The organism is Nocardiopsis terrae, assembly GCF_014651695.1.
GTDB lineage: Bacteria > Actinomycetota > Actinomycetes > Streptosporangiales > Streptosporangiaceae > Nocardiopsis > Nocardiopsis terrae.
This window is the reverse complement of record NZ_BMXJ01000003.1, coordinates 112893-139822: the sequence shown is the minus strand read 5'-3', so window position 1 is coordinate 139822 and position 26930 is coordinate 112893. Positions and strand designations below refer to the sequence as shown.

The following is a 26930-nucleotide window of genomic DNA, read 5'->3' as shown; positions in this document are numbered from 1 at the left end:
CCCGCCCATCTCCCCGGGTTAGGGTTCTGCGACCCCGTTCCCATGCCGGTTGCTTACCCGCTCCCTGTAAGGAGACTCCTGTGAACAAGACTGGCTGGATTGCGACTGCCACGGCCGCCGTGGTGGCGTTGCTCATCGGCTTCACCGCTGGATGGTTCGGCAACCAGGCCTACATCCGCACCCAATTCGAGTCCGCGTTCGAGGATATCGAAGCTGACTTCGACGAGGACATGGAGGAGTACGAGGCAGAAGAGGCCCCGACCACGCCGGCCGCCCCGCCGTCGGGTGAGCCGACGGATGGTGTGTTCACCTACGAGGTGACCGACTCGCGCACATCGGACACCTACAACGACGAGCCGTGCGGCGAGCGGTACACCGCCACGGGCGAGTATCACGTGCTGACCATCTCCGCAGAGAACGTCGGCACGTCGCCGGCCTACCCGCCCACGGACTCCTGGACGGGGGTGTACGCCTACGCCCCGAACGGCACCGAGTACTCCCTGGAGGGGGACATCTGCTCGTTCTCGGACGAGACCAACCCGGGCAACACCTCGGAGTACGAGGTGGTGTTCGACGTACCCGAGGGCACCGAGCTGGCCGTGCTCAGCCTGACCGCCGAGGAGGCTCCGGAAATGGCTGTGGTGGAGATCCCCTAGCTCGTGCATGGCGGCACTGCTGGCCGCGGGCGTCGTCTTGTGCGGGGTCAGGTCAACTCGTCGCCGCCCCGCCAGTACGCGCAGTCGGGCCCTTCACGATAGGAGTCCAGGACGTCGATCACGGCGGGCAGGTCACCACAGCTACATGGCCCGCCAGGAGAACGCGGTCCTGTATCCGCACTCGGTGAGAGCGTGGATCTCGAACTGGTCGCCGTGCGTGCACTCCGATGAGCAGCCGCAGTCCCAATCAGCACTGGACATGCGCACGGTGATCGTGGGGCAGCGCTGTATGTGCGCGTGTTTCGGGTAGAGGTCCTAGCGGATGGCGTTGGCGGTTTATCCCCGCGTGCGCGGGGCTCACTGCAGTCGGGTGCCGCGTTGCCGTAAAAGACGCGGTCCATCCCCGCGTGCGCGGGGCTCACGACATCTGCACACCCGCCTCGGGGTACACGCCCGGTCCATCCCCGCGTGCGCGGGGCTCACAGTGCCTACAAGAACGGGATCCGGGCCACGACCGGTCCATCCCCGCGTGCGCGGGGCTCACGTGGTGACCAACCCCGCCACGAAGGACCACATCGGTCCATCCCCGCGTGCGCGGGGCTCACAGTAGGTTCCGAAGGTGATCACAGGGGTTTCTCGGTCCATCCCCGCGTGCGCGGGGCTCACAGTAGGTTCCGAAGGTGATCACAGGGGTTTCTCGGTCCATCCCCGCGTGCGCGGGGCTCACTCCTCCTTGGGCTTCTCCTCCTTCGAGTCCTCCGGTCCATCCCCGCGTGCGCGGGGCTCACTCCGTGGGCGAGAGCTTGACCTCCGTGTTGGACGGTCCATCCCCGCGTGCGCGGGGCTCACGGCGTACCGGATGTCCAGTCCGCTCCGGGGTGCGGTCCATCCCCGCGTGCGCGGGGCTCACAGCAGCCCTCCGAGGAACCCGGAGTACATCTGCGGTCCATCCCCGCGTGCGCGGGGCTCACAGTTAATGACCTGCGAAGACGCGAGCCGTTATCTCCGCTTAACCTTCCGAATGGCTCACACCAGAACCTGGGCCACCCATGCTCCCACATCCCCCGGGGCCTGCCAGGACAGCTTGTCACCCTGCCCTGACCTCCGCCCTGCCCGGGAGGCAACAGAGGTGTACAGGGCAGTGGCCTGGAATATCTCCCCCACGAAACCAAAGCGGCAGCTATCAGCTCTGGGGCCACAGCAAGACGAAGAAGCTGGCCAGGTACGAGGAGAGAAAAGCTGACAGAGCCGTTCCGCCCGTACCCGCGCCGAAGACACCGGTACACAAACCGGGTTCTCACGCTGCCCTCACCCGCAACCGAACCGGGGTTCACCCTGGTCATCCATGGTGGGGGCGACCGAGAACCCACCGGAACGAGGACACACATGCGCCACCACGACGACTCCCCCTCCCGCCGTCCCGCCGGCTCCGTTCCCTCACGCTTTCGGCCGCGGCCCTGGGGATGGTGATCGGCCTCGTGGGCTGCGCCACCGGCGCGGGGGCCGCCACCGGCGACTCCGGCTCGGAGGCGTCGGACGTGAGCGAGGCGGACAGCCGCACCGGCAACGCCAACACCGCCGAGGTGGTGGCCGCCGCCGAGGCCTTCCTGGACACCCTCTCCGAGGAACAGCGCGAGACGGTGGTCCTGGACTACGACGACGAGGCCAGGACGACCGGGTGGTCCAACTTCCCGACGACGTTCGTCGAACGCAACGGCATCTCCCTCGCGGACCTGGACGAGGAGCAGAAGGAGGCCGCGCTCGCGGTCATGGAGGCCGCGCTGAGCGAACAGGGCTACGACGAACTGCTCGCCATCCAGGCGGCCGACGGCTACCTCGACGAGAACCAGGACCAGAGCGACACCGACGGCCCCCAGGGACAGGACGGACAGGAGCAGCGGGGCGAGGAGGGCGAGGACGCCGCTCCCTCGGACGACGGGGAGGGAGGGCCGCCCTCGGAGGCGCCCGACGGTAAGGGAGAGTCTCCCGAGGAGGGCGGGGGTCCCGGCGGAGGCGCCCCGGGTGAGCTGAGCTTCGGCGAGGACCAGTACTACCTGTCGTTCTTCGGCGAGCCCAGCGAGACCGACTCCTTCATGGTGCAGTACGGCGGGCACCACCTCGCCTACAACATCACCTACTCGGGCGACGACGTGACCCTGTCGCCGTCACTGACCGGCACCGAACCTCTGGAGTTCGACTACCGGGGCGAGTCGTACGAGCCCCTGGCGGACAAGCGCGAGGCCGCACTGGGCGCGGTCAGGTCCCTGGACCAGGAGCAGCTCGCCGAGGCCGAGATCGACAACTCCTCCAACGACCTGGTGCTGGGCCCGGGCGAGGGCGGGCCTTTCCCCGAGGAGGAGGGCCTCCTGGTCAGCGACCTGAGCCAGGAGCAGCAGGACCAGGTGACCGCGATGCTGCGCGCCTGGGTCGGTGACCTGGACGAGGAGGCCGCCGAGGCGCTCGTCGAGCAGTACGTGTCCGAGTACCACCAGACCTACCTGTCGTGGAGCGGGTCCACCGGCGCCGACGACGTGGAGACCTACATCCGACTGGACGGCCCCTCGGCCTGGATCGAGTTCTCCAACCAGCCCGGGGTGGAGACGTCCAAGGTGCACGAACACACGATGTTCCGCGACCAGAACGCCGACTACGGCTGGGACGACTGACCCGGCCGCACCCCGGGTACGCCCTCCCCGCGACCGGGGCGCGGGGAGGGCGTCCGTCTTCCCGCCCCGCGGGACCGGGGCGGGCCGGGCGTCATCCCGATGCGGGCAGCCGGTAGACGGACACGTGCGAACGGGAGTCGCCGGTGAACTCGGCCCCCTGCCAGTCGGCGTGCCGGGACTCCAGCTCGAAGCCTGCGATGCGGGCCATGAGGTCGAGCTCGCTCGGCCAGGCGTACCGCTGTTTCACCCGGAACACCCGCGCCTGGCGCCCCTCGCCGAACAGGAAGTGGTGCGAGACCAGGTGCTGATTGACCACGTCGTAGGTGTCCGCACCGATGTAGCCGGGGTCCGCGGTGAACAGTAGCCCCTCCTGGCCGGGCGGTAGGCGCCGCAGTTCGGGCACCCCCAGTTCCACGACGAAGCGCCCTCCGGGGGCCAGGTGCCCGGCCGCGTTACGGAAGCACTCGACCTGTTCCTGTTGGGTGAGCAGGTTGGAGATCGTGTTGTAGACGAGGTAGACCAGGGCGAACTCGCCCGGCACCGTGGCGGTGGCCATGTCGCCGACCACCACGGGCAGCGCGGCCTCGTCCGCCTTGGTGCGCAGCTGGGCGACCATCGCCTCGGACAGCTCGATTCCGGTGACGGGTACGCCCCGCGCGGCCAGCGGCACCGCGACGCGTCCGGTACCGACGGCGAATTCGAGGGCGGCGCCGTCACCGGCGAGTTCGGCCAGCCGGTCCACGCAGGGGTCGAGCGCCTCCGGGGCGAGCATCCCCTCGCCGGGAGTGTCGTAGCGGGCCGCCGTCTCGGTGTCCCAGACCCGGGTCGAATCGGTGTCGCTCATCCGGGCAACGTAGCCCGGGGCCCGCGCACGCCGCCACGGGTTTTCCGGGAGGAGACCCGCCGCCCGGGCCGGATCGTGCGGCGGGGCGGTCAGGGAGGGGTCAGGGGCGTTCCGTGCGGCCGTAACGGTCCAGGAGTGCCCGTGAACGGGCCACCACATCCCCGCTCTCCTGCGGCGGGTCCGGCACACCGCGGGCCAGGAACTCCTCCTCGCGTTCGAGCAGGGCGCGGTCCAGCCGCGCCGCGACCCCGGCAGGGTCGCTCGCGGCCGATCCCAGCTCCCGGGCCCACAGCTGCCAGCGGGAACGGTAGTAGTCGCCGACCAGCCCCGCCCACATGCGGCTGGCGTAGTCGTCGAGCTGGCCGTCGCCGGGCACGGTCCACACGGTGAGGATCCGGCGGGCGTTGTCGAGCAGCACCCGGCGGTCCTCCTCCCCGGCGGCCCAGGAGGCGGCCTGGTCCTCCCAGTTCCGGTAGGTGTACTCGGGGCGGGTGGCCAGGAGCGCGTCGAGGTGGTCGAACACGGCCAGGAAGTCGGCCAGTTCCTCCTGCGGGACGGTCCCCTCCCGGGCGACGCCCTCGACCAGCTCCAGGTAACGGTGGTCGGCGACCCGTAGCAGGACCGCCATGGCCACGTCCGCCAGGTCCCGTCCCAGGGGACCGTCGGCGAGTCCCGGGGTGTTCTCGGCCGCACCGACCAGGCGCTCCCAGGCGCGGAGGAGGTCCGGCCACGCGTACCAGACCCGGGCGGCGACCCGGGCTCGCAGTTCTCCGGGGTCGGCCAGGTCCCGGTAGTGGGGCCGCTGACCCAGGACCCCGTGCTGGTCGGCCGGGTGGCGGAAGGTGTCGGGGACCGCGTGGACGGTGGCGAGCAGCCCTCGCCAGGCCTCCAGGAGCGAGGGATCGTGTCCCCGGCCGTAGCGGCGTTCGACGAAACCGGGCAGCCAGTCGCGTTCCACCCGTTCGGTGCGGGTCCAGGCCTGGTCGATGACCAGGTCGAAGAAGGCGGGGTTGTTGCGGGTGGCCTCCATGGCCAGGCCGATCCCGGCGGGGCGGTTACGGGCCGCCTTGGCGGCGTTGACCCGGTCCAGGGTGCCCTGGAGGTCGGCCATGGGGTCGGTGCGGCCGCCGAAGTTGAGCAGGGCGCACCATATCCAGGTCTTGTCGCCGAAGGAGTCGAAGCGGGTCCACTGGGGTTCGCGCTCGGCGAACAGGTCGAGCAGGAGGAGCCGTTCGTCGGGGATGGCGTCGAGGAAGGCGGTGACCCGTTCGTCGCTCCAGAAGGAGCGCTGGTAGGAGAAGGGCCAGCTCTGCATGGTCCACACGGCCTCGGGGTCGGCCCGGGTGAGCCCTTCCAGGGTGGCCGCGGCGATCGCCGCGGGGAAGGAGGGGTCGGCGTCGACCGGGACCATCTCGATGAAGGGGTCGATCGCGTACAGGTGGTCGGTCCCCAGGAGTTCTCGCTGGCTGCGGGTGATCCGGGCGCCGACGTCCGCGTACAGGGGGTCTGCGGGGTCGAGTACGTGCGTGACCAGCCCCTGCCAGGTCCGGGTCCTGGTCCGGCCGCCTGGCCCGGCCGGGGCCAGTGCGGGCGGGACGTGTCCGGTGAAGCCCGGCAGAACCGGGGTCATGCCGAGGGAGCGTTGGCGTTCCAGGATGCGTCTGCCCAGTTCCAGGTGGGTGTCGGCCCACGAGGCCGGGAGCGGTCCGGCGAAGTGGTCGAGGTTGCCCATGTGGTGCCAGGGCAGGTAGCCGGGTCCGCCGATGAACGCGCGCGCCTGGTCGTCGCTCAGTCCCAGCCGGGTGTAGGCGTCGCGTAGGACGGCCTCGTGGCCCACCGCGGTCAGGGGCGTGGTGACGCCGTGCAGCGCCATCCAGTCAGTCTCGCGCTCCCACTCGTCCCACCCCCAGTAGGGGGAGGTGTAACCGGTGGTGCAGAAGTTGAGGTAGTAGACCTGGTCGACCTCGGCGGTGCGGTGTGCTGGCGGGGTGTCGGGGAAGGCGGGGACCGGCAGTGGGAGCCGGGCGTCCCAGTCCACGGTGACGGCGCAGACCTGCCTCAGGTAGGTGTGCAGCCCCACGGCCGCCGCGACGGCGTCGGTCGCGCGGACCGTGAGCGTTCCGGCGTCGGCACGGTACTCGAAGGACCGTTCGGGGGCCGGGTACTCGTGCAGGGCGATCGGCGGGTGCGCCGGTCCGAGGATCCTCTCGGCCAGTCCGAGGACCGCCGCCGCCCAGTGCGGGTGCCGGGCGCTGTCGGACACGTTGTCGGTGTGGGTCATCCGCTCTCCTGGGTCCGGGGCGTCTCCTCCCCCGGCGTACCCGGCGCTCCGGCGCCGCACCCCCTGCGGGGCGCGGCGCGGGCGCTGACCGGGTGGTCCGCCCGGTCAGGACGGACGGAATCCCGATCCTCCGGGGGGTTGACTTCTCCGGATGTTAGCGCCAACAATGTTGGCCAGGTCACACCCCCCGCCTGCGATCCTCCCGAAGGGGTTGTTTCGTTCTGACATCCCAGCCCAAGAACCGCGCCCCCGTCATGGCCGACGTCGCCCGGCTCGCCGGCGTCTCCCACCAGACGGTCTCCCGGGTCGTCAACGGCCACCCCAACGTGCGCGCGGCGACGGTCGAGCGCGTGCGCCGGGCGATCGAGGAGACCGGCTACCGCCGCAACTCCACCGCGCGCGCCCTCGCCACCAGCAGGACCAACGTGCTGGGGGTCATCGCCTCCGAAACCGCGCTGTACGGGCCCGCCCAGACCCTGGTCGGCATCGAGCGGGCCGCCCGCGAGGCGGGCTACTTCCTCACCGTGGTCAGCCTCGACCACACCTCGCGGGACAGTGCCGCCGAGGCGGTGGACCACCTGATCCAGCAGTCGGTGGAGGGCTGCGTGGCCATCACCCCCCAGCGCCGGCTGGCGGAACGGCTGACCGCGCCGGACGCCCCCCGGCCTCTGGTGATGGTGGAGGGCGGCGAGGACTGGGGGCTGCCCGTGGTCTGCGTGGACCAGGCCCAGGGGGCGGCCGAGGCCGTGGAACACCTGCTCGGACTCGGCCACAGGACCGTCCACCACATCGAGGGCAACCCGCTGTGGCCGCAGTCGCGGGCACGTCTGGCCGGGTGGCGGCGGGCGCTCGCCGGTGCGGGCGCCCCGGCCCCCGCGACCCTGCACGGGGACTGGAGCCCCCGCTCCGGCTACGAGCAGGGCAGGGCCCTGCTGGCCCGCCGGGCCGCCGGCGAGCCGGTCACCGCGGTCTTCGTGGGCAACGACCAGATGGCCGTCGGTGTCCTGCGCGCCCTGGGCGAAGCACGTCTGGACGTGCCCGGCGATGTCAGCGTGGTCGGCTTCGACGACGTACCCGAGGCCGAGTTCCTCTCCCCCGCACTGACCACCGTCCGGCAGGACTTCGCCAGGGTGGGGCAGGAGAGCCTGTCCCTGTTGCTCCAGCAGGTCGGCGGCGCCGACACCGCCCCGCGGGCGGATCTGCGCCGGATGGTCCCGGCCCGCCTGCTGCCCCGGGGCAGCAGCGGCCCCGCGCCCGCCCCCGACGTCCGGGACAACCCCCGAAAGGAAACCTCTTGACAGACGATGTTAGCGCCAACACAGGTTCGGCTGAGGACGCTGTGGTCATCGGGATCGACTTCGGCACCCTCTCCGGCCGCGCCGTCGTGGTCCGGGCGGCCGACGGCACGGAACTCGGCTCGGCCGAGTACGCCTACCGGCACGGGGTCATCACCGACCGGCTCCCCGGCCGGGACGAACCGCTGGCGCCGGAGACCGCGCTCCAGCACCCCGAGGACTACCGGGAGGTACTGCGCAGCGCCGTGCCCGAGGCGCTGCGCAGGGCCGCGGTAGGACCGGAACGGGTCATCGGGATCGGTACCGACTTCACCGCCTGCACCGTCCTGCCGGTCACGGCCGACGGCACACCGCTGTGCCAGCTCGACGACCTACGGGACCGCCCGCACGCCTGGCCCAAGCTGTGGCGCCACCACGCGGCCCAGCCCGAGGCCGACGAGATCAACGCGCTGGCCGCCGAGCGCGGCGAGGAGTGGCTGCCCCGCTACGGCGGGCGGATCTCCTCCGAGTGGCAGTTCGCCAAGGCCCTCCAGGTCCTGCGCGAGGACCCCGAGGTCTACGAACGCACCGAGCGCTGGATCGAGGCCGCGGACTGGATCGTCTGGCAGCTGTGCGGACACGAGACCCGCAACGTCGCGACGGCCGGGTACAAGGGCCTGTACCAGGACGGACGGTGGCCGTCGAAGGACTTCCAGGCCGCCCTCGACCCCCGCTTCGCCACCTTCGCCCAGGACAAACTCGACCACCCCCTCTCCCAGCTGGGCGAGCGCGCGGGCGCCCTCACCGGCCGGGCCGCCGAGTGGACCGGGCTGCCCGCGGGCGTCCCCGTCGCCGTCGGCAACATCGACGCCCACGTCACCGCCGCCACCGCCCGGACCACGGAGCCCGGCCGCATGCTCGCGATCATGGGCACCAGCACCTGCCACGTCATGAACTCCGACGTCCTGGCGGAGGTGCCCGGCATGTGCGGGCTGGCCCTGGGCGGCATCACCCCGGGGATGTGGGGCTACGAGGCCGGGCAGAGCGGGGTCGGCGACATCTTCGGCTGGTTCGCGAACACCCACGTTCCGCCCGCCTACCACGAGGAGGCCGCCGAACGGGGCCTGTCCGTGCACGAGGTGCTCTCGGACCGGGCGGCCGGGGCGGCGGTGGGCGAGCACGGCCTGGTCGCCCTGGACTGGCACAGCGGCAACCGCTCGGTGCTGGTGGACCACGCACTGTCGGGGGTGCTGGTCGGGATGACCCTGGCCACCCGGCCCGAGGAGGTCTACCGGGCGCTGGTCGAGGCCACCGCCTTCGGCACCCGCACGATCATCGAGGCCTTCACCGGCGCGGGCGTCCCCGTGCACGACCTCACCATCGGGGGCGGGATGGTCCGCAACCCGTTCGTCCTGCAGGTCTACGCGGACGTGCTGAACCGGCCCCTGCGCGTGGTCGACACCGAACACAGCTGCGCCGTCGGCTCCGCCGTCCACGCGGCGGTCGCCGCCGGGTTCCACCCCGACGTGCACACCGCGTCCGCTGCCATGGGCCGGGTCCGCGAGGCGACCGTGGGCCCCGATCCGGGCAGGTCCGCCGCCTACGACGACCTCTTCGCCGTCTACACCGAACTCCACGACCACTTCGGCCGCGGTGGCAGCGACAGCCTCCACCGTCTGCGCGCCCTGCGCCACGAGGCGCTGACCAGGACCGACCGAACCGCCCGGGGGGCACGATGAGCACACGCACGCCCGAGGAACAGCTGGCCGAGCACCGCACGGAGGTGGAGGGCCTGCGGGAGCAGGTGTGCGACCTGCACGCCGAACTGCCCCGGTGGAACCTGGTCACCTGGACCAGCGGCAACGTCTCGGCCCGGGTACCCGGCACCGACCTGATGGTGATCAAGCCCAGCGGCGTGTCCTACGACGACCTCCGCCCCGAGGACATCGTGGTGTGCGACCTGCACGGGCGAAGGGTGCGGGGGCGGCACAACCCCTCCAGCGACACCGAGGCCCACGCCTACGTCTACCGGGAGCGCGCGGACGTGGGGGGCGTCGTCCACACCCACAGCCCCTACGCGACCGCCTGGGCGGCCCGGGGGGAGGCGATCCCCTGCGCGGTCACCGCGATGGCCGACGAGTTCGGCGGGGACGTGCCGGTGGGACCGTTCGCCCTCATCGGCGGCGACGACATCGGCCGGGGGGTCGTGGCGACCCTGCGCGACCACCGCTCCCCGGCCGTGCTCATGCGCGGCCACGGCGTGTTCACCATCGGCGGGGACGCCAGGGCCGCGGTCAAGGCCGCGGTGATGTGCGAGGACGTGGCGCGCACCGTTCACTTCGCCCGCCAGGGCGGTCCGGTGCAGCGCCTGCCGCAGGAGCACATCGACGCCCTCCACGACCGCTACCAGAACGTCTACGGACAGTAAGGAACCACCGTGCCAGTACCCACCCCTCCGGTGAGCGAGAACCCCGCAGTGCGAACGCGCCTTCCGCGCATCGGCCTGCTCGGCGTCATGCAGCCGCTCTACGACGCCATGATCCCCGGTATCACCGAACACCAGGCCGCCTACGCCGAGCGGGTGGCCGCGGAGCTGTCCGGTGTCGCCGAGTGGACCGTCAGCCGGCCGGTGCGCGGCAGGCAGGACGCCGAGCGGGCGATGCGCGACTTCGAGACCGAAGGCCTCGACGGGGTCCTCGTCGTCATGCTCACCTACGGCCCCTCGCTGCGCGTCACCCGGGCGCTCACCGAGTCGCGCCTGCCCGTGGCGCTCGCCAACATCCAGCCCGACCCGGCGGTGACCGCCGAGTGGGACATGGACGACATGACCTACAACCAGGGCATCCACGGTGCGCAGGACACCGCCAACGCCCTGGTGCGCGCAGGTACGCGCTTCGAGGTCATCACCGGCGAGTGGCAGGACCCGCACTTCGCGGAACAGGTGGACCGCTGGGCCCGGGCCGCGCGCACGGTCAGCTCGCTGCGCCGCCTGCGGGTCGGGGTCTTCGGCTACCCGATGAACGGGATGGGCGACGCCCGGGTGGACGAGACCGCCCTGCTGCGCGCGCTCGGCCCCGAGGTCCACGTCATCGCGCCCGGGGCCCTGCACCGCACGATGGCCGACCTGCCCGAACAGGCGGTGCGCGACCTCATCTCCTGGGAGGACGGAACGTTCGACGTGGACGAGAAGCTGTCCGAGGAGGAGCGCGAGGACCACGCGCGTATGCAGCTGGGCATCGAACGGCTGCTGGAGGACTCGGGCTGCGGAGCCTACTCCACCCACTTCGACGCGATCGCGGAGGACGGCCGTTTCGCCCGGCTGCCGATGGCCGCCGCCTCCACCCTCATGGCCCAGGGGTACGGGTTCGCCGGGGAGGGGGACGTCCTGGCCGCCTCGGTCGTCTACGCGGGGCACCAACTGGCCGGGGACGGCCACTTCACCGAGATGTACGCGATGGACTTCCCCTCGGACTCGATCCTGATGAGCCACATGGGCGAGGGCAACTGGCGCCTCGCCCGCGAGGACGAACCGGTCCGCCTCATCAAGAGGCCCCTGGGCATCGGCGGGCTGGACGACCCGCCCACGATCCTGTTCCGCTACCGCACGGGGGCGGCGACCCTGGCCTCCCTGGTGGCCCTGGGCGGGGAACGGTTCCGCCTGGTCGTGGCCGAGGGCGAGGTCCTGGACGCCCCCGAGCTGCCCGCCCTGGAGATGCCCTACGGACAGTTCCGGCCGTCCTCGGGCGTCCGTGGCTGCATGGACGCCTGGCTGCGGGCGGGCGGCACCCACCACATGGTCATGAACACCGGCCACCGGGCACGGGACTGGCGCGTCCTGTGCGAGCTCACCGGTATCGAGTACGTCCCGGTCTGAGCGACCGGCCCTGAGGCGCCCCGGCGCACCCACCCCCCATGGGAGGGCCCCTAGCGGGCCCTCCCGCCCCCTCAGCGCAAGGAGCACACCATGCGCAGAGCACCACACGCACCACCCTCGACCCCGGCCGGGCCGGGCCGCCGGGCCTTCGTCACCGGCGCCCTGGCCACCGCGGGCCTGGCGGCGGCGGGCTGCGCCCCGCCCGACACCCTCATCAGCGGCCGGACCCGGCTGCGGCAGTGGAACCTGTTCGCGGGCGGTGACGGCAACCGGATGATCGAGATGCACGACGCCTACCGGGCCGAGCACCCCGAGATCGACTTCCGCGCCACCACCTTCACCTGGGGTGCGCCCTTCTACACCAAGGTCGCCATGGGCGCCGCCGGGGGCCGCGGCGCGGACGTGGCCACCGTGCACGTCTCGCGTCTGGAGAGCCTGGCCCCCGGCCGCCTGCTGGACCCGATCGACCCCGCCCTGCTCGCGGAGTTCGGCATCGACGACACCGTCGTGCTGCCCAACATCTGGGAGAAGTGCTTCTTCGGCGGGCAGTTGTACGCGGTCCCCATCGACACCCACGTGCTGATCCAGTACCTCAACCTCGACGTGTGCCGCCAGGCGGGCGTGCTCGACGCCGACGACCGCCTGATCGAGGTCTCCGGGACGGACGACTACTTCGACCTGCTCCGTGAGATCCGGGGCGTGACCGGCGAGTACGGCATCTCCATCGACACCTGGAACCCCTGGTCCAACTTCTGGGCGCTCTACCGCCAGCAGGACGGCGACCTCGTCCTCGGCGAGGACGACTTCGAGATGGACGACGACAAGGCGCTGGCCGCCATGGACGTCATGTACCGCCTCTCCGAGGAGGGGCTGGCCCCGCGCCACTCCAGGGACGCCGACACCGCCGCGAACCTGGCCAACGGCCACGCCGGGCTGATGATCCACGGCAACTGGGAGATCCCCACGCTGGAGGCCGCCGGGATCGAGTTCTCCGCCGCCCAGTTCCCCGCAGTGTTCGGTAACCACCGCACGCGCGGCGACTCCCACTGCTACGTCTTCCCGCACCAGCGCGACCGCGATCCCGGACGTACCCGGGCCGCCGCGGAGTACGCCGCGTGGATGCTGCACAACAGCCTGACCTGGGCCGGCGGCGGCCACATCCCCGCCTACCAGCCGGTCGTGGAGAGCGCCGAGTACGACGCGCTGCACCCCCAGTCCGAGTACCGCGAGGCTGCGGAGAACGTCCAGTTCGAGCCCGAGGGCTGGTTCAGCGGATCGGCCGGGCGGCTCCAGGAGGAGGCGACCGGTGCCCTGACCACCCTCCACCAGGGCACCCAGACCCCGGAGCAGGCGCTCGACCAGCTCAAGGGCACCATCCGTGAACTGCTGACCGTCCCGTCGCCGGTGTAGGGAGCCACACCATGACCCAGAAGATCCACGCTCCCGCGCCCCGCACCGCGCCCGGATCCGCCACGGCTGGCCCGCGCGGCCTCGTCGACGTCCGCCGCCGCCCGCACACCTGGACCGGCCTGTGGTTCGTCCTGCCGTTCCTGGCCTTCTACGCCCTCTTCCTGCTGTGGCCCGCCATCATCGGGTTCGGCTACACCTTCACCGACCGTAGCCTGGCCGGCGGCGACGTCTCCTTCATCGGACTGGACAACTGGTCCGAGAGCCTGACCGACTCGGCCATGTACGACTCGCTGTGGAACACGCTGTGGTTCACGATCCTGAGCGTGCCCCTCATGGTGTTGCTGGCCCTGGGCCTGGCCGTGCTCACCGACCACGCGCGCCGCCTCGGCTGGTTCCTGCGCCTGTCGTTCTTCGCCCCCTTCATCCTGCCGGTGACGGTGATGACGCTCATCTGGGGCTGGATGTACAACCCGAGCCTGGGCCTGTTCAACGGCACGCTCGGCCGGTTGGGCATCGAGGGCCCCGAGTGGCTCTTCGCCGAGGACACCGCGATGTACTCCGTGGTGATCGCCACGGCGTGGTGGCAGGTCGGGTTCAACTACCTGCTCTACCTGGCCGCCATGCAGTCCATCCCCAAGGACGTGTACGAGGCCGCCGCGATCGACGGGGCCGGGGCCTGGCAGCGCATCGGCCGGATCACCCTGCCGATGCTGACCCGCACCACCGCGCTCATCGCCATGCTGCAACTGATCGGCTCGCTGCGCGTGTTCGAGCAGATCTACCTCATGACCAGCGGCGGTCCCAACTTCGCCACCCGCACCGTCATCCAGTACATCTACGACTCCGGCTTCGTCGGGCTGCGCATCGGGCTGGCCTCGTCGATGGCCTACGTCTTCATGATCCTGATCATCGCTGCCTCCATCGCCCAGTTCCGCCTCTTCTCCCGGAAGGAGGGCTGACGATGGCCACCTCCACGCCTCCCGCCCCGCGCGCCGTCCAAGGACCCGCGAAACCCCTCAGGCGCACGCCCCCTCGCCGCCGCCGGACGTCCGTCGGCGCCGTCGCGCTGTACACCGTCGCCACCCTGGCCGCGCTCGTCTGGCTCGTCCCCCTGCTGTGGGCCTTCGCCACCTCGGTCAAGCCCGAGGGCGAGACCACCGTCATGCCGCCCTCGTGGCTGTCGGCCAACGCCACCTTCGAGGCCTACGCCCTGGTCCTGGGCCGCGGGGACATCCTGCGCTGGACCATGAACTCGCTCATCACCACGCTGATCGTCACCGCGCTGACCCTGGTGTTCTGCGTCCTGGCCGCCTACGGGTTCTCCCGGTTCGACTTCCGCGGCCGACCGGCGCTGTTCGCCCTGGTCATCGGCGGCATCCTCATCCCGCCACAGACCCTGATCGTCCCGCAGTTCGTGCTCATGACCCAGCTGGGCCTGGTGGACACCTACTGGGGCATCGCCCTGCCGCAGGTGGTCGCCCCGGTCTTCGTGTTCATCCTCAAACGGTTCTTCGACGCCATCCCGCGCGACTACGAGGACGCCGCCCGCCTGGACGGCGCCGGACCCCTGCGCGTGCTGTGGAACGTCATCCTGCCGCTGTCCCGGCCCATCCTCACCGCCGTCGGCATCTTCACCTTCATCGGTGCCTGGAACAACTTCCTGTGGCCGTTCATCGTGACCAACGACCCGGAGATGATGACCCTGCCTGTGGGGCTGGGCACGGCTGTGGGACAGTACGGCATCCAGTACGCCCAGCTCATGGCCTCGGCCGTGCTGGGCGCTGTTCCCCTGCTCATCGTCTTCCTGCTCTTCCAGAAGCACATCGTCACCGGTGTCGCCGGAGCCGGGATCAAGGGTTGAGGACCACCCGCGAGAAGCCCGAACCACGACCTCCCCCCTCCTTCGCACCCTGACCGCTCTCACCGCCGCGACCGGGCCGCACACCGGGTACCGCCCACCAACCGAGGAGACCCATGCTCAACGCCTCCCTGCACGTCGAAACCTCCGACCCGATCGCCCCCGTCCACCGGCGCACATTCGGCTCCTTCGTCGAGCACATGGGCCGCTGCGTGTACACCGGCATCTACGAACCCGGGCACCCCACCGCCGGCCCCGACGGGTTCCGGCGCGACGTCGCCGACCTGGTCCGTGAACTGGGGGTGAGCACCGTCCGCTACCCCGGCGGCAACTTCGTCTCCGGCTACCGGTGGGAGGACGGTGTCGGTCCCCGCGACCAGCGGCCCGTCCGCCGCGACCTGGCCTGGCACAGCATCGAGACCAACCAGTTCGGCCTCGACGAGTTCATGAGCTGGTGCCGCACCCTGGACATCGAACCGATGATGGCGGTCAACCTCGGCACCCGGGGCCTGGCCGAGGCCCTGGACCTGCTGGAGTACTGCAACCACCCGAGCGGCACCCGCCTGTCGGACCAGAGGGCCGCCAACGGTCACCCCTCCCCGCACGACATCCGTATGTGGTGCCTGGGCAACGAGATGGACGGGCCCTGGCAGATCGGCCACCTGGACGCCCGCTCCTACGGGCGCAAGGCCGCCCAGGTCGCCCGCGCCATGAAGATGGCCGACCGCGACCTGGAACTGGTGGTGTGCGGCAGCTCCGGTTCGTCCATGCCCACCTTCGGCACCTGGGAGGCCACCGTCCTGGAGGAGGCCTACGACGCCGTCGACCACATCTCCCTGCACGCCTACTACGAGGAGCACGACGGCGACCTGGCCTCCTTCCTGGCCAGCGCCGCCGACATGGACGGCTTCATCGAGTCGGTGGCCGCCACCGCCGACGCCGTGGGCGCCCGGCTGCGCGACCCCAAACGCATCCAGCTCTCCTTCGACGAGTGGAACGTGTGGTACTTGAGCCGCCACCAGGCCGAGGCCGCGGTGCACCCCACCGACGACTGGCGGATCGCCCCCCGTGTCATCGAGGACCGCTACAACGTCGCCGACGCGGTCGTCGTCGGCAACCTGCTGATCAGCCTGCTCCGCCACAGCGACCGGGTCACCGCCGCCAGCCAGGCACAACTGGCCAACGTCATCGCCCCGATCATGACCGAACCGGGCGGCCCGGCCTGGCGCCAGACCGTCTTCCACCCCTTCGCGCTGACCGCGCGCGCCGCCCGGGGCCAGGTGCTGCGCACCGGCCTGACGGCCCCCGGCCACGGGACCGAACGCCACGGCACGGTGCCCGTGCTGGACGCGGTGGCCACCCACGACGAGGAGAACGGGACCGTCTCGCTGTTCGTGGTCAACCGCTCCACCGACGAACCCCTCACCCTCGACGCCGACCTGCGCGCCCTGGCCCCCGTGGCGGTCACCGACGCCCAGACGCTCAGTGACGAGGACCCCTACGCGGCCAACACCCTCGAAACCCCGGACCGGGTCGTGCCCCGCCCGGCCGAGGAGACGCGTCTGGAGGGAGGCCGGCTCAGCGCGGTGCTCCCGCCCGTCTCCTGGTCCGTCATCACCCTGTCCACCGGCGTCAGCTGAACGGCCGGGACAACCCCCCGCCCGGTACTCCGGGCCCCCAGAAAGGAACCGCGCATGGCACAGCACACGCGCACCGCAACGACCGCCGTACTACTCACCGCCTCGCTCGCGCTCACCGCCTGCGGCGGGGTGGGCGACGCGGCACAGCCCGAGGGCGAGAACGGTGTCATCGGCATCTCCATGCCCACCCAGTCCTCCGAACGGTGGATCGCCGACGGCGAGAACATGGTGGCGGAGTTCGAGGAGCAGGGGTACGGCACCGACCTGCAGTACGCCGAGGACGTCGTCCAGGACCAGCTCTCCCAGATCGAGAACATGATCACCCGGGGCGTGGACGCCCTGGTCATCGCCTCCGTGGACGGCGAGGCCCTCGGTGACGTGCTCGACATGGCCGCCGACGGCGACATCCCGGTGATCGCCTACGACCGGCTCATCATGGGCAGCGAGAACGTCGACTACTACGCCACCTTCGACAACTTCGAGGTCGGCGTGATCCAGGGCCGGTACATCGTGGACACGCTCGACCTGGAGAACGAGGAGGGGCCGTTCAACATCGAGCTCTTCGGCGGCTCCCCCGACGACAACAACGCCTACTTCTTCAACGACGGCGCCATGTCCGTCCTGCAGCCCCACATCGACGACGGCACGCTCGAGGTGCGCAGCGGGCAGACGTCGATGGAGCAGATCGCCACCCAGAGGTGGGACGGCGCCATCGCGCAGTCCCGGATGGACAACCTGCTCAGCGCGAACTACTCCGACGAGGAGGTGGACGCGGTCCTGTCGCCCTTCGACGGCATCAGCCTCGGCGTGATCGAGTCCCTGCGCGCGGCCGGCTACGGCACCGACGCCCGCCCGCTGCCCGTCGTCACCGGCCAGGACGCGGACCTGTCCTCGGTCAGGTCCATCATCGCCGGGGAGCAGACCCAGACCGTCTTCAAGGACACCCGGGTCCTGGCCGCGCAGGCCGTCGAGATGACCGAGGCCGTCCTGACCGGCGGGGAGGTGCCGGTCAACGACACCGAGAGCTACGACAACGGCGTCAAGGTCGTCCCGTCCTACCTGCTCGAACCGGTTTCGGTGGACGTCGACAACTACCACGAGGTCCTCGTGGAGGGCGGCTACTACGAGGAGTCCGAGCTCGAATGAGCACCCCGAACACCGCGCCCGCCGCCCCGGGGCCCCTGCTGCGGATGCGCGACATCCACAAGGAGTTTCCCGGGGTCCGGGCCCTGGACGGGGTCTCGCTGAGTGTGGGGCACGGGACCGTCCACGCCCTGATGGGCGAGAACGGCGCCGGGAAGTCCACCCTGATGAAGGTGCTCAGCGGGGTCCACCCCGCCGGTTCCTACACCGGGGAGGTGCTCGTCGACGGCGAGCCCGTACGGTTCGCCGACGTCACCGAGAGCGAACGGGCCGGCATCGCCATCATCCACCAGGAACTGGCCCTCGTCCCGCAGCTGTCCGTCAGCGAGAACGTCCTCCTGGGCCACGAGGTGAGCCGCTTCGGCGTCATCGACTGGGGCGCCACCCACGCCAGGGCCCGTGAGCTGCTGCTCCGCGTCGGCCTGGACGAGAACCCGGCGACTCCGGTGTCGGCGCTGAGCATCGGCGCGCAGCAGATGGTGGAGATCGCCAAGGCACTGGCCAAACGGGTCCGGCTGCTCATCCTGGACGAGCCGACCTCGGCGTTGAACGAGGCCGAGAGCGAGCGCCTGCTCGGCCTGCTGTTGGAGCTGCGCGCCCAGGGGGTGGCCTGCATCCTCATCTCGCACAAGATCGGGGAGGTGATGAGCGTCAGCGACGAGGTCACCATCCTGCGGGACGGCCGGACCATCGAGACCCTGGCCGTGGAGCGCGACGCCCGGGGCGTGCCCTCGGTCGACGAGGACCGCATCATCCGGGGGATGGTCGGCCGCGACCTCGACCAGCGCCACCCCGAACGGACCGGCCGGATCGGCCCGGAGCTCTTCGAGGTGCGGGACTGGACGGTGGACCACCCCACCCGGGCCGGACGGCGCGTGGCGGACGGGGTCGGCCTCACGCTGCGCGCGGGGGAGATCGTGGGGATGGCGGGCCTGATGGGGGCCGGTCGCACCGAGTTCGCGATGAGCCTCTTCGGCCGCAGCTACGGCCGGTACGTGCGCGGCGGCCTCTACCGGGACGGACGGGCCCTGCCCGTGGGCAGCGTCGCGGACGCCATCGCCTCGGGGGTCGCCTACGTGCCCGAGGACCGCAAGTCACTGGGGCTGGTGCTCGACGACGACATCCGCAGCAACACCACCCTGGCGGGGCTGCGCCGCGTCTCCACGCGCGGGGTCATCGACCCCGGGCTCGAAACGGTGGAGGCGCGGCGCATGAGCGAGCACATGCGGGTGCGCAGCCACGGCACGTCCCAGACCGTGCGCACGCTCAGCGGCGGCAACCAGCAGAAGGTCGTCCTGGGCAAGTGGATGTTCACCCGCCCCGAACTCCTCATCCTCGACGAACCCACGCGCGGCATCGACGTGGGCGCCAAGTACGAGATCTACCTGATCGTGCGGCGACTCGCCGCCGAGGGCGCCTGCGTACTGCTCATCTCCTCCGAGCTGCCGGAGCTCCTCGGCATGTGCGACCGGATCTACGCCATGTGCGAGGGCCGGATCACCGGCCAGGTGTCGGGCGAGGAGGCCGACCAGGAGACCCTGATGAAACTCATGACCCGGACCGGGGACCAGCCGTGAACCAGACATCCCAGACCTCACCGCGCGCCAGGATCGGCGCACTGCTCCAGGGGAACGCACGCCAGTACGGCATGGCCATCGCCCTGGTGGCCATCATCGTCCTCTTCCAGGTCCTCACCGGGGGCCTGCTACTGACCCCGCTCAACCTCACCAACCTGATCATGCAGAACTCCTACATCCTGATCCTGGCGATCGGGATGATGCTGGTGATCGTCACCGGGCACATCGACCTGTCGGTCGGTTCGGTGGTGGCCTTCACCGGGGCGGTGTCGGCGATCATGCTCACCTCGTGGGGGCTGCCGACGGTCGTCGTGATCCCCGCGGCGCTGCTCCTGGGCGCCGTCATCGGGGCCTGGCAGGGGTTCTGGATCGCCTACGTGGGAGTACCGGCGTTCATCGTCACCCTGGCCGGGATGCTCGTCTTCCGCGGCGCCACCCTGGCCGTGCTGGGCGGCGAGTCCATCGCTCCCCTGCCCCAGTCCCTGCGGGTGATCGCCAGCGGATTCCTCCCCGGCGGTGACGGGGGCCTGCACCTGCTCACCCTGGGCCTGGGCCTGGCGGGCTCGGCCGTGATCGTGTGGATCCAGTGGCGCTCACGGGCCCGCGCCGGCGCACACGGCCTCCCGGTCCAGCCGGCGGCGGTCACCGCGGCGGGCTCGGTCCTCGTCGTCGGCGTGATCCTGGCGTTCACCTACGCGCTGGCCGACTACAACGGGCTCCCCCTGGTGGGCCTGCTCCTGGTCGCGCTCATCGCCGGGTACTCGTTCGTCATGCGCTCCACCACCATGGGCCGGCGCGTCTACGCGGTGGGCGGCAGTGAACGGGCGGCGGCACTGTCCGGGATCAGGACCAGGCGCACCACGTTCTGGGTCTTCGTCAACATGGGGGTGCTCTCGGCGCTGGCGGGGCTGGTCTTCACGGCCCGCCTCAACGCCGCCACCCCCGGTGCGGGGACCATGTTCGAGCTGGACGCCATCGCGGCCGCCTTCATCGGCGGCGCCTCGGCCACCGGGGGTGTGGGCAGTGTCGTCGGGGCGGTCATCGGCGCCCTGGTCATGGGTGTGCTCAACAACGGCATGTCGCTGATCGGGCTGGGTGTGGACTGGCAGCAGCTCATCAAGGGGCTCGTGCTGTTGCTCGCGGTGGCCTTCGACATCTACAACAAGCGCCGGGCCGGCTCCGGCTCCGCCCTGCCCGTCCTGTGGCCGCGGGGCGGACGGGGGCCCGGAGGGCCGGCGAAGGGGGGCGGTAGCGCCCGGGGCCGGGACGGCGTCGAGCGGGCACCGGTCTGAGGCCGGGGTCCGCGCGGTCAGCCCGGGGGCGCGGCCACGCTGTCGCGCTCCACGAGCGTGGGGGTGATCGTCCGCCGGATGGAACCGGCCTCCGGGTCGGAGATACAGGACATCAGCACGTTCAGGGTCTCGCTGGCCACCGTGTCGAAGTCGGGCCGCACGGTCGTCAGGGGCGGGGTGAAGTACGCGGCCTCCGGAACGTCGTCGAACCCGACCACGCTCACGTCGCCGGGAACGGACCGTCCGCGCTCCGACATCGCCCGCAGGATCCCCAGGGCGAGGTGGTCGTTGGCCGCGAACACCGCCGTCACCTCGGGCATGCGGGCGAGCAGCAGGCCCGCGCGGTAGCCCGAGGCGGCGCTCCAGTCGGCCGGGTTGACCGGCGGGACCTCGGCCCCGGCCTCCTCCAGGGCCGCCTGCCAGCCCCGGACCCGACCCGCGGCGTCGAACCACTCCGCGGGCCCGGACACGTGCCACACCGTCCGGTGTCCCGCCTCCAGGAGGTGGCGGGTCGCCAGTCGGGCTCCGGCCTCCTGGTCCACGGTCACCAGGGTCGCGCCGCGGTCGGGGTCGCCGTCCACGGCGACCAGGGGGACGTCGGTCGGCACCTCGGCCAGGGCTTCGCCGGCCGCCGCGGTGGGCGCTATCACCACGATCCCGGCGACCCGCTGCTCCCGGTGGTGTTCCACCGCCTCGGTGATCGAGCTCCGGTCCAGGACCCGGACCCTGCGCACGCTGACCACGAACCCCTGGACCGCGGCGGCCAGTTCGAAGGCTGCCAGCAGGGAGGCGGGACCGTACAGCGTCGAGTTCTGCGCCACCACGCCGATGTGCTGGGACCGCCCGGTCGCCAGGGCGCGGGCGGCCCGGTTGGGCCGGTACCCCAGTTCCTCGATGGCCGCGCGCACCCGCAGCCGGGTCTGCTCCCGGACGTTCGGGTGCCCGTTGAGGACCCGGGAGACCGTCTGGTGGGAGACGCCCGCGAGCCGGGCGACGTCGGTCATCGCGGGCTCTCGCGCCCCCCGGACGGCTGAAGAGGTGTGGTCCACCCATGGCTCCTTGTGTGCCGGCGTTCGTGTGCCGGCTTCGTCGTGCCTTCCACTGCGAGCGGGTGGCCAGGCTACGCGACCGGCCGGTCCCCGCCCGTTCGCGCGCACCCGGCGCCCCCGTGTCGGGGTACGGGGCCGTGCCCCGGCACGCTTCGACAGTTCCACCACTTTAAGTGCGCGCTAACACTACACATTCATCCCACCCATCAACGATACGAAAACGTTTCCGTAGAGGGATTGACCGAAATATTGTTAGCGCTCACTCTTAGGTTTCCAGTGACCCCGGTCACCATCACGGATACCGACGATCCGGGGCGCTACGAACACGGAGGACACTCGCGATGAAGAAGTACACCGCGGCCGCGGCCGCGATCGTGCTGGCGGCGGTGACCGCCTGCGGAGCGGACGGGTCGGACGGCGCGGGGGACGACGGCACCCTCACCCTGGGTTTCGCCCAGGTCGGCGCGGAGAGCGGCTGGCGCACCGCCAACACCGAGTCCATCCAGCAGGCCGCCGAGGAGGCCGGGATCGACCTGCAGTTCTCCGACGCGCAGCAGAAGCAGGAGAACCAGATCCGGTCCATCCGCTCCTACATCCAGCAGGACGTCGACGTGATCGCCTTCAGCCCGGTCGTGGAGACCGGATGGGACGCGGTCCTGCTGGAGGCCCAGCGCGCCGACATCCCGGTCATCCTCACCGACCGGGCCATCGACTCCGAGGACGACTCCCTCTACGAGACCTTCCTGGGCTCCGACTTCGTCGAGGAGGGCCGCAAGGCCGGACGGTGGCTGGTCGACAACAGCGACGGCCCGACCAACGTCGTGGAACTACAGGGCACCACCGGGGCCGCTCCGGCCATCGACCGCAAGGAGGGCTTCGAGGAGGCCGTCTCCGGCAGCTCCGACATCGAGGTCATCGCGACCCAGGACGGCGACTTCACCAGGTCGGGCGGCAAGGAGGTGATGGAGGCCTTCCTGAACTCGCACGACGACATCGACGTGGTCTACGCGCACAACGACGACATGGGGCTGGGCGCCATCGAGGCGATCAGGGCCGCCGGGCTGGAGCCGGGCGAGGACATCCGCATCATCACGGTGGACGCCGTCCGGGCCGGGATGGAGGCCCTGGCGGAGGGCGAGATCAACTTCATCGTCGAGTGCAACCCCCTGCTCGGCGAACAGCTGATGGAGCTCGTCGAGCAGGTCGCCGCGGGCGAGGAGGTCACCAAGCGCATCGAGGTCGAGGAGACCACCTTCACCCAGGAGGAGGCCGAGGCCGCACTCCCGGACCGGCAGTACTGAACCGCCCCGCACCGGCGGCCCCGTTCCCGCCCCCGTCCCGGAGCCCGGGAACGGGGCCCCAGAAACGAAAGCTCTGGTCATGACCGATTCATCAGCGCGCGCGGCCCCCGCGGTCGACATGCGCGGCATCACCGTGGAGTTCCCGGGTGTCAGGGCGCTCTCGGAGGTCGACTTCCGGCTGCTTCCCGGTGAGGTCCACGCCCTGATGGGCGAGAACGGCGCCGGGAAGTCCACCCTGATCAAGGCCCTCACCGGCGTGCACCGACCGACCTCGGGGGTGATCCTCCTCCACGGGGAACAGGTGGGGTTCGGCACGCCCGTGCAGGCCCAGGACGCCGGGATCAGCACCGTCTACCAGGAGGTCAACCTCTGCCCGAACCTGTCGGTGGCCGAGAACATCCTCCTGGGCCGCGAACCGCGGCGCCTGGGCGCCATCGACGCCCGTGCCTGCCGGGCCCGGGCCGCCGAGCTGCTGCAGCGCATCGGCCTGTCGATCGACCCCGCCTCGACCCTGGACAGCCACCCCATCGCCGTACAGCAGCTCGTCGCCATCGCGCGGGCCCTGGCCGTCGACGCCCGGGTCCTGGTCCTGGACGAACCGACCTCCAGCCTCGACGCGGGCGAGGTCGCCGAACTGTTCCGGATCATGCGGGTCCTGCGCGACGACGGCGTCGCGATCCTGTTCGTCTCACACTTCCTGGACCAGGTGTACGAGATCGCCGACCGGATGACGGTCCTGCGCAACGGCAGCCTGGTCGGGGAGTACCTGCCGACCGAGACGGGCCGCCTGGAGCTGGTCTCGGCCATGCTCGGCCGGGAGAACACCGTCCTGGAGGAGGTCGGGCGCCGGTCCCAGGAGCGCGCCCCGGCCTCGGTCCCGGTCCTGACCGCCCGGAACCTGGGGCGCGGCGGCGCGATCGCACCGTTCGACCTGGAGATCCACGCCGGGGAGGTGGTGGGCCTGGCCGGGCTGCTCGGTTCGGGGCGCACGGAGCTGGCCCGGCTGCTCTTCGGCGCGGACCGCGCGGACACCGGCGGCCTCTCCACCGGCGGCCGCCCCTTCCGCCCCCGGAGCGCGCGTTCGATGATCGCCCGCGGGGTCGCCTTCTGTTCGGAGGACCGCAAGGCGGAAGGACTGGTCGCGGACCTCAGCGTGCGCGACAACCTGCTCCTGGCCCTGCAGGCCGCCCGGGGCTGGGCGCGTCCCGTCCCACGGCGCACCGCCGACGCCCTCGTGGCCGAGTACATCGGAAAACTCGACATCCGGCCGGCCGACCCGGGAGCGCTCACCAAGAACCTGTCCGGAGGCAACCAGCAGAAGGTCCTGCTGGCCAGGTGGCTGATCACCCGGCCGAAACTGCTCATCCTCGACGAACCCACCCGCGGCATCGACGTCGGGGCCAAGGCCCAGATCCAACAGGTGGTGGCCGACCTGGCCGCGGACGGCACGGCCGTGCTGTTCGTCTCCGCCGAACTGGAGGAGGTGGTCCGGGTGTCCGACCGGGTGGTGGTCCTGCGCGACCGGCACAAGGTGTCCGAACTCGACGGCGCCGACGCCACGGTGGACCGGGTGATGGCCAGCATCGCCGCCGCACACGGAGAGCACGGCAGGGCGGTGGCCTCGTGAGACCGCGACAGCTCCTGCGCCACCACCTCTTCTGGCCGATCGCCGCCCTGGTCCTGCTGCTGGTGCTCAACACCGTGTCCAACCCGTCGTTCCTGGAGATCAGGCTGCAGAACGGCCAGTTGTACGGCAGCCTCGTCGACATCCTCCGCAACGGGGCCCCGACCCTGCTCATCGCCGTCGGCATGACCCTGGTGATCGCCACCCGCGGGATCGACCTGTCGGTGGGCGCGGTCGCGGCGATCGCCGGCGCGGTCGCCTGCACCTGGATCGCCTCGGGCGGAAGCGCGGCCACCGCCGTGCTGCTGGCCCTGGGCGCCTGCGTCCTGCTCGGGCTGTGGAACGGTTTCCTGGTCTCGGTGCTGGGGATCCAGCCCATCATCGCGACCCTGGTGCTGATGACCGCCGGGCGCGGTGCGGCGATGCTGGTCACCGAGGGGCAGATCATCACCGTCGACGACCCGCTCTACCACCAGATCGGTGCGGGCTTCCTCGTGCTCCCGATCGCGGTCCTGGTCAGCCTGGGGGTCCTGGTGGGTGTCGCCCTGCTGACCCGCGGAACCGCCCTGGGGATGCTCGTCGAATCGGTCGGCGTCAACCCACGGGCCAGTCTGCTGGCCGGGGTCCGGTCCCGCACCATCATCTGGACGGTGTACGTGTTCGCCGGGCTCTGCGCCGGGGTGGCGGGCCTGATGATCAGTTCCAACGTCAACGCCGCGGACGCCAACAACGCCGGGCTGTGGATCGAGATGGACGCCATCCTCGCGGTGGTCATCGGCGGCACCTCGCTGGCCGGCGGCCGGTACTCGCTGGCCGGGACCCTCGTCGGCGCCCTGGTGATCCAGACCCTGACCACCACCGTCTACTCGATCGGTGTCGCGCCCAACGCCGCACTGGTGTTCAAGGCGGTCGTGGTCATCGCCGTGTGCCTGCTCCAGTCCCCGCGGACCTCGCAGGTGTTCGGCGTCCGCAGGAAGGCCGGTCCGCGGCCGTCCCGTTCCGAGGAGGTGACCGCCGCATGAGCGTCATGGACGTCAGAAGCAGACAGGTCCGTGTGCCCCGGCGTTTCCTGCCCGTGGCCGCCACGTTCGCGGTGTTCGTGCTCACCTTCGGGGCCGGTTCGCTGCGCTACGAGGGTTTCGCCTCCCCGCAGGTCCTGACGAACCTGTTCGTGGACAACGCGTTCCTGATCGTGCTGGCGGTCGGGATGACCTTCGTGATCCTGACCGGCGGGATCGACCTGTCGGTGGGCGCCGTGGCGGCCCTGTCCACCATGATCGCCGCGGCGACCCTGGAGGCGGGCTGGCCGCCGCTGGTGTCGGTGGCCGCGGTACTGCTCACGGGCACCTGCCTGGGGTTGCTGATGGGGCTGGTCATCCACCACTTCGAGGTCCAGCCCTTCATCGTGACGCTCGCCGGCATGTTCCTGGCCCGGGGGCTGTGCTTCCTCATCAGCGTCGAGTCGGTCTCCATCACCGACCCGGCCTTCCGGGCCGCGGCGACGGGGACCCTCACCCCCGTCGAGGGCGTGACCCTGACCTACAGCGTCCTGATCGCCCTGGCGGTGGTGCTGGTCGCGGCGCACGTGCTGCACCGGACCCGCTTCGGCCGCACAGTCTACGCGGTCGGCGGCAGTGAGGCCTCGGCCCGGCTGATGGGGCTGCCCACCGGCCGGGTCAAGGTGGGGGTCTACGCGGTGAGCGGGTTCTGCTCGGCCCTGGGCGGGCTGCTGTTCAGCCTCTACATGCTGTCCGGGTACGGCCTGCACGCGGTCGGCATGGAGCTGGACGTCATCGCGGCCGTGGTGGTCGGCGGGACGCTGCTCTCCGGCGGGGTCGGCTATGTGGCCGGCTCGGTGGCGGGTGTGCTGGTGCTGGGAACGGTGCAGACGCTGATCTCGTTCGAGGGCACCCTGAGCTCCTGGTGGACCAGGATCGTGGTCGGCGTGCTGCTCCTGGTCTTCGTGGTGTTCCAGCGGGCGGTGGTGCGCCGGGCCCGCTGAGGCGCGCGCCGCCCGGCCCGCCCGCACGGTGCGGGCGGGCCGGGCGGCGCGGGCCGTTCGCGACCCCGAGCGGCCCGGGGCGGTTCAGAACGGCCCGGGGCGGCTCAGGGCAGGTGGAAGATCTCGGTCAGCGGCACCATGCCCTCGTCGGGGCGACCGTCCAGGTTCTCGAAGAACGGGGCCATCTCCGCCTGCCAGCGCGCGTTCACGTCGGTCCGTGCCATCGCGGCGCGGGCGGCCTCGAAGTCCTCGGTCTCCAGGTAGCCGACGACCATGCCCCGGTCGTCGCAGAAGAGGGAGTAGTTGTGCCAGCCGGAGGCGGACAGGGCCGCCCGCATCTGCGGCCAGACCTCGGCATGGCGCTCCCGGTACTCCTCAAGGCGGTCCTCGCGCACCTTGAGCACGAAACAGACACGTTCCACGGGGCCTCCCTGCGGGG

Annotated in this window: 20 protein-coding genes, 1 pseudogene and 1 CRISPR repeat array; of the genes and pseudogenes, 17 read left to right on the top strand and 4 right to left on the bottom strand. The window is 71.2% G+C overall.

Translation table 11 applies throughout. From position 1 onward, the window contains the following. Nucleotides 1–80: 80 nt before the first annotated feature. Complete coding sequence (locus tag IE195_RS08445) at nucleotides 81–656, top strand: hypothetical protein (protein ID WP_191269316.1); 576 nt, start codon at nucleotides 81–83, stop codon at nucleotides 654–656. A gap of 332 nt (nucleotides 657–988) precedes the next feature. Then, nucleotides 989–1627: direct repeats of the CRISPR family, unit length 29 nt; unit sequence CGGTCCATCCCCGCGTGCGCGGGGCTCAC. Between the two features lie 609 nt (nucleotides 1628–2236). Then, nucleotides 2237–3322 (top strand): annotated as a pseudogene (locus IE195_RS08440) (DUF3500 domain-containing protein); the annotation flags it as partial. 91 nt (nucleotides 3323–3413) lie between these two features. Here the strand turns inward: IE195_RS08440 and IE195_RS08435 are convergent. Both IE195_RS08435 and IE195_RS08430 read right to left on the bottom strand, forming a co-directional pair. Further along, the gene (locus IE195_RS08435) at nucleotides 3414–4166 is read right to left on the bottom strand and encodes a class I SAM-dependent DNA methyltransferase (protein ID WP_191269312.1); all 753 of its coding nucleotides are present in this window, start codon (nucleotides 4164–4166) and stop codon (nucleotides 3414–3416) included. 100 nt (nucleotides 4167–4266) lie between these two features. After that, nucleotides 4267–6447 (bottom strand): alpha-N-acetylglucosaminidase, encoded by a 2181-nt coding sequence (locus IE195_RS08430; protein WP_191269310.1) that lies wholly within the window; start codon nucleotides 6445–6447, stop codon nucleotides 4267–4269. Between the two features lie 254 nt (nucleotides 6448–6701). Here IE195_RS08430 and IE195_RS08425 point away from each other — a divergent pair, with 254 nt between their 5' ends. The 11 genes from IE195_RS08425 to mmsB all read left to right on the top strand — a co-directional run bounded on the left by IE195_RS08425 (nucleotide 6702) and on the right by mmsB (nucleotide 20515). Further along, nucleotides 6702–7745, top strand: coding sequence for a LacI family DNA-binding transcriptional regulator (locus IE195_RS08425; RefSeq protein ID WP_191269307.1), 1044 nt, complete (start codon nucleotides 6702–6704; stop codon nucleotides 7743–7745). Nucleotides 7746–7786: 41 nt separating this feature from the next. Then, a complete protein-coding gene (gene araB / locus IE195_RS08420; protein WP_191270450.1) occupies nucleotides 7787–9460 on the top strand; it encodes a ribulokinase in 1674 nt (557 codons plus the stop codon). Then, the gene (locus tag IE195_RS08415) at nucleotides 9457–10149 is read left to right on the top strand and encodes an L-ribulose-5-phosphate 4-epimerase (RefSeq protein WP_191269305.1); all 693 of its coding nucleotides are present in this window, start codon (nucleotides 9457–9459) and stop codon (nucleotides 10147–10149) included. Before araB ends, IE195_RS08415 begins: the two co-directional genes overlap by 4 nt. A 9-nt stretch (nucleotides 10150–10158) precedes the next feature. Further along, complete coding sequence (locus tag IE195_RS08410) at nucleotides 10159–11595, top strand: L-fucose/L-arabinose isomerase family protein (protein WP_191269303.1); 1437 nt, start codon at nucleotides 10159–10161, stop codon at nucleotides 11593–11595. Between the two features lie 90 nt (nucleotides 11596–11685). Then, nucleotides 11686–13005 (top strand): extracellular solute-binding protein, encoded by a 1320-nt coding sequence (locus tag IE195_RS08405; protein WP_191269301.1) that lies wholly within the window; start codon nucleotides 11686–11688, stop codon nucleotides 13003–13005. Nucleotides 13006–13016: 11 nt separating this feature from the next. Continuing rightward, nucleotides 13017–13964, top strand: coding sequence for a carbohydrate ABC transporter permease (locus IE195_RS08400; RefSeq protein WP_191269299.1), 948 nt, complete (start codon nucleotides 13017–13019; stop codon nucleotides 13962–13964). 2 nt (nucleotides 13965–13966) lie between these two features. Beyond that, nucleotides 13967–14866, top strand: a complete 900-nt coding sequence (locus IE195_RS08395; RefSeq protein WP_191269297.1) for a carbohydrate ABC transporter permease — start codon at nucleotides 13967–13969, stop codon at nucleotides 14864–14866. Between the two features lie 113 nt (nucleotides 14867–14979). Then, entirely contained in the window at nucleotides 14980–16503 is a 1524-nt protein-coding gene (gene arfA, locus IE195_RS08390) for an arabinosylfuranosidase ArfA (RefSeq protein ID WP_191269295.1), read from the top strand. 54 nt (nucleotides 16504–16557) lie between these two features. Next, complete coding sequence (gene chvE / locus IE195_RS08385; RefSeq protein ID WP_191269293.1) at nucleotides 16558–17649, top strand: multiple monosaccharide ABC transporter substrate-binding protein; 1092 nt, start codon at nucleotides 16558–16560, stop codon at nucleotides 17647–17649. Further along, nucleotides 17646–19223, top strand: coding sequence for an ATP-binding cassette domain-containing protein (locus IE195_RS08380; protein ID WP_191269291.1), 1578 nt, complete (start codon nucleotides 17646–17648; stop codon nucleotides 19221–19223). Before chvE ends, IE195_RS08380 begins: the two co-directional genes overlap by 4 nt. Beyond that, nucleotides 19220–20515 (top strand): multiple monosaccharide ABC transporter permease, encoded by a 1296-nt coding sequence (mmsB, locus tag IE195_RS08375; protein ID WP_268249159.1) that lies wholly within the window; start codon nucleotides 19220–19222, stop codon nucleotides 20513–20515. Before IE195_RS08380 ends, mmsB begins: the two co-directional genes overlap by 4 nt. Before the next feature lie 17 nt (nucleotides 20516–20532). On the opposite strand, the gene IE195_RS08370 is transcribed toward mmsB, so the two are convergent. Continuing rightward, nucleotides 20533–21564: a LacI family DNA-binding transcriptional regulator gene (locus IE195_RS08370; protein WP_229826139.1), complete on the bottom strand. Its 1032-nt coding sequence runs from the start codon at nucleotides 21562–21564 to the stop codon at nucleotides 20533–20535. A gap of 341 nt (nucleotides 21565–21905) precedes the next feature. Between IE195_RS08370 and IE195_RS08365 the strand changes: the two genes are divergently transcribed. The 4 genes from IE195_RS08365 to yjfF all read left to right on the top strand — a co-directional run bounded on the left by IE195_RS08365 (nucleotide 21906) and on the right by yjfF (nucleotide 26491). Further along, nucleotides 21906–22865 (top strand): ABC transporter substrate-binding protein, encoded by a 960-nt coding sequence (locus tag IE195_RS08365; protein ID WP_191269289.1) that lies wholly within the window; start codon nucleotides 21906–21908, stop codon nucleotides 22863–22865. A gap of 79 nt (nucleotides 22866–22944) precedes the next feature. Then, the gene (locus IE195_RS26450; protein WP_191269287.1) at nucleotides 22945–24492 is read left to right on the top strand and encodes a sugar ABC transporter ATP-binding protein; all 1548 of its coding nucleotides are present in this window, start codon (nucleotides 22945–22947) and stop codon (nucleotides 24490–24492) included. Continuing rightward, entirely contained in the window at nucleotides 24489–25511 is a 1023-nt protein-coding gene (locus tag IE195_RS08355) for an ABC transporter permease (protein WP_229826138.1), read from the top strand. The genes IE195_RS26450 and IE195_RS08355 overlap by 4 nt, the downstream gene beginning before the upstream one ends. Continuing rightward, on the top strand, nucleotides 25508–26491 hold the full coding sequence (gene yjfF, locus IE195_RS08350) for a galactofuranose ABC transporter, permease protein YjfF (protein WP_191269285.1): 984 nt from the start codon (nucleotides 25508–25510) through the stop codon (nucleotides 26489–26491). The genes IE195_RS08355 and yjfF overlap by 4 nt, the downstream gene beginning before the upstream one ends. Before the next feature lie 104 nt (nucleotides 26492–26595). Here the strand turns inward: yjfF and IE195_RS08345 are convergent, their stop codons facing one another. Beyond that, nucleotides 26596–26913, bottom strand: a complete 318-nt coding sequence (locus tag IE195_RS08345; RefSeq protein ID WP_191269283.1) for an L-rhamnose mutarotase — start codon at nucleotides 26911–26913, stop codon at nucleotides 26596–26598. Nucleotides 26914–26930 lie beyond the last annotated feature (17 nt).

Bases quoted from the DNA above. Each gene is read 5' to 3' on its own strand.
- IE195_RS08365 (WP_191269289.1), top strand. From the start codon at position 21,906: ATGAAGAAGTACACCGCGGCCGCGGCCGCGATCGTGCTGGCGGCGGTG.
- IE195_RS08425 (WP_191269307.1), top strand. From the start codon at position 6,702: ATGGCCGACGTCGCCCGGCTCGCCGGCGTCTCCCACCAGACGGTCTCC.
- IE195_RS08395 (WP_191269297.1), top strand. From the start codon at position 13,967: ATGGCCACCTCCACGCCTCCCGCCCCGCGCGCCGTCCAAGGACCCGCG.
- yjfF (WP_191269285.1), top strand. From the start codon at position 25,508: ATGAGCGTCATGGACGTCAGAAGCAGACAGGTCCGTGTGCCCCGGCGT.
- chvE (WP_191269293.1), top strand. From the start codon at position 16,558: ATGGCACAGCACACGCGCACCGCAACGACCGCCGTACTACTCACCGCC.
- IE195_RS08405 (WP_191269301.1), top strand. From the start codon at position 11,686: ATGCGCAGAGCACCACACGCACCACCCTCGACCCCGGCCGGGCCGGGC.
- arfA (WP_191269295.1), top strand. From the start codon at position 14,980: ATGCTCAACGCCTCCCTGCACGTCGAAACCTCCGACCCGATCGCCCCC.
- IE195_RS26450 (WP_191269287.1), top strand. From the start codon at position 22,945: ATGACCGATTCATCAGCGCGCGCGGCCCCCGCGGTCGACATGCGCGGC.
- IE195_RS08430 (WP_191269310.1), bottom strand. From the start codon at position 6,447: ATGACCCACACCGACAACGTGTCCGACAGCGCCCGGCACCCGCACTGG.
- IE195_RS08380 (WP_191269291.1), top strand. From the start codon at position 17,646: ATGAGCACCCCGAACACCGCGCCCGCCGCCCCGGGGCCCCTGCTGCGG.
- IE195_RS08435 (WP_191269312.1), bottom strand. From the start codon at position 4,166: ATGAGCGACACCGATTCGACCCGGGTCTGGGACACCGAGACGGCGGCC.
- IE195_RS08400 (WP_191269299.1), top strand. From the start codon at position 13,017: ATGACCCAGAAGATCCACGCTCCCGCGCCCCGCACCGCGCCCGGATCC.
- IE195_RS08415 (WP_191269305.1), top strand. From the start codon at position 9,457: ATGAGCACACGCACGCCCGAGGAACAGCTGGCCGAGCACCGCACGGAG.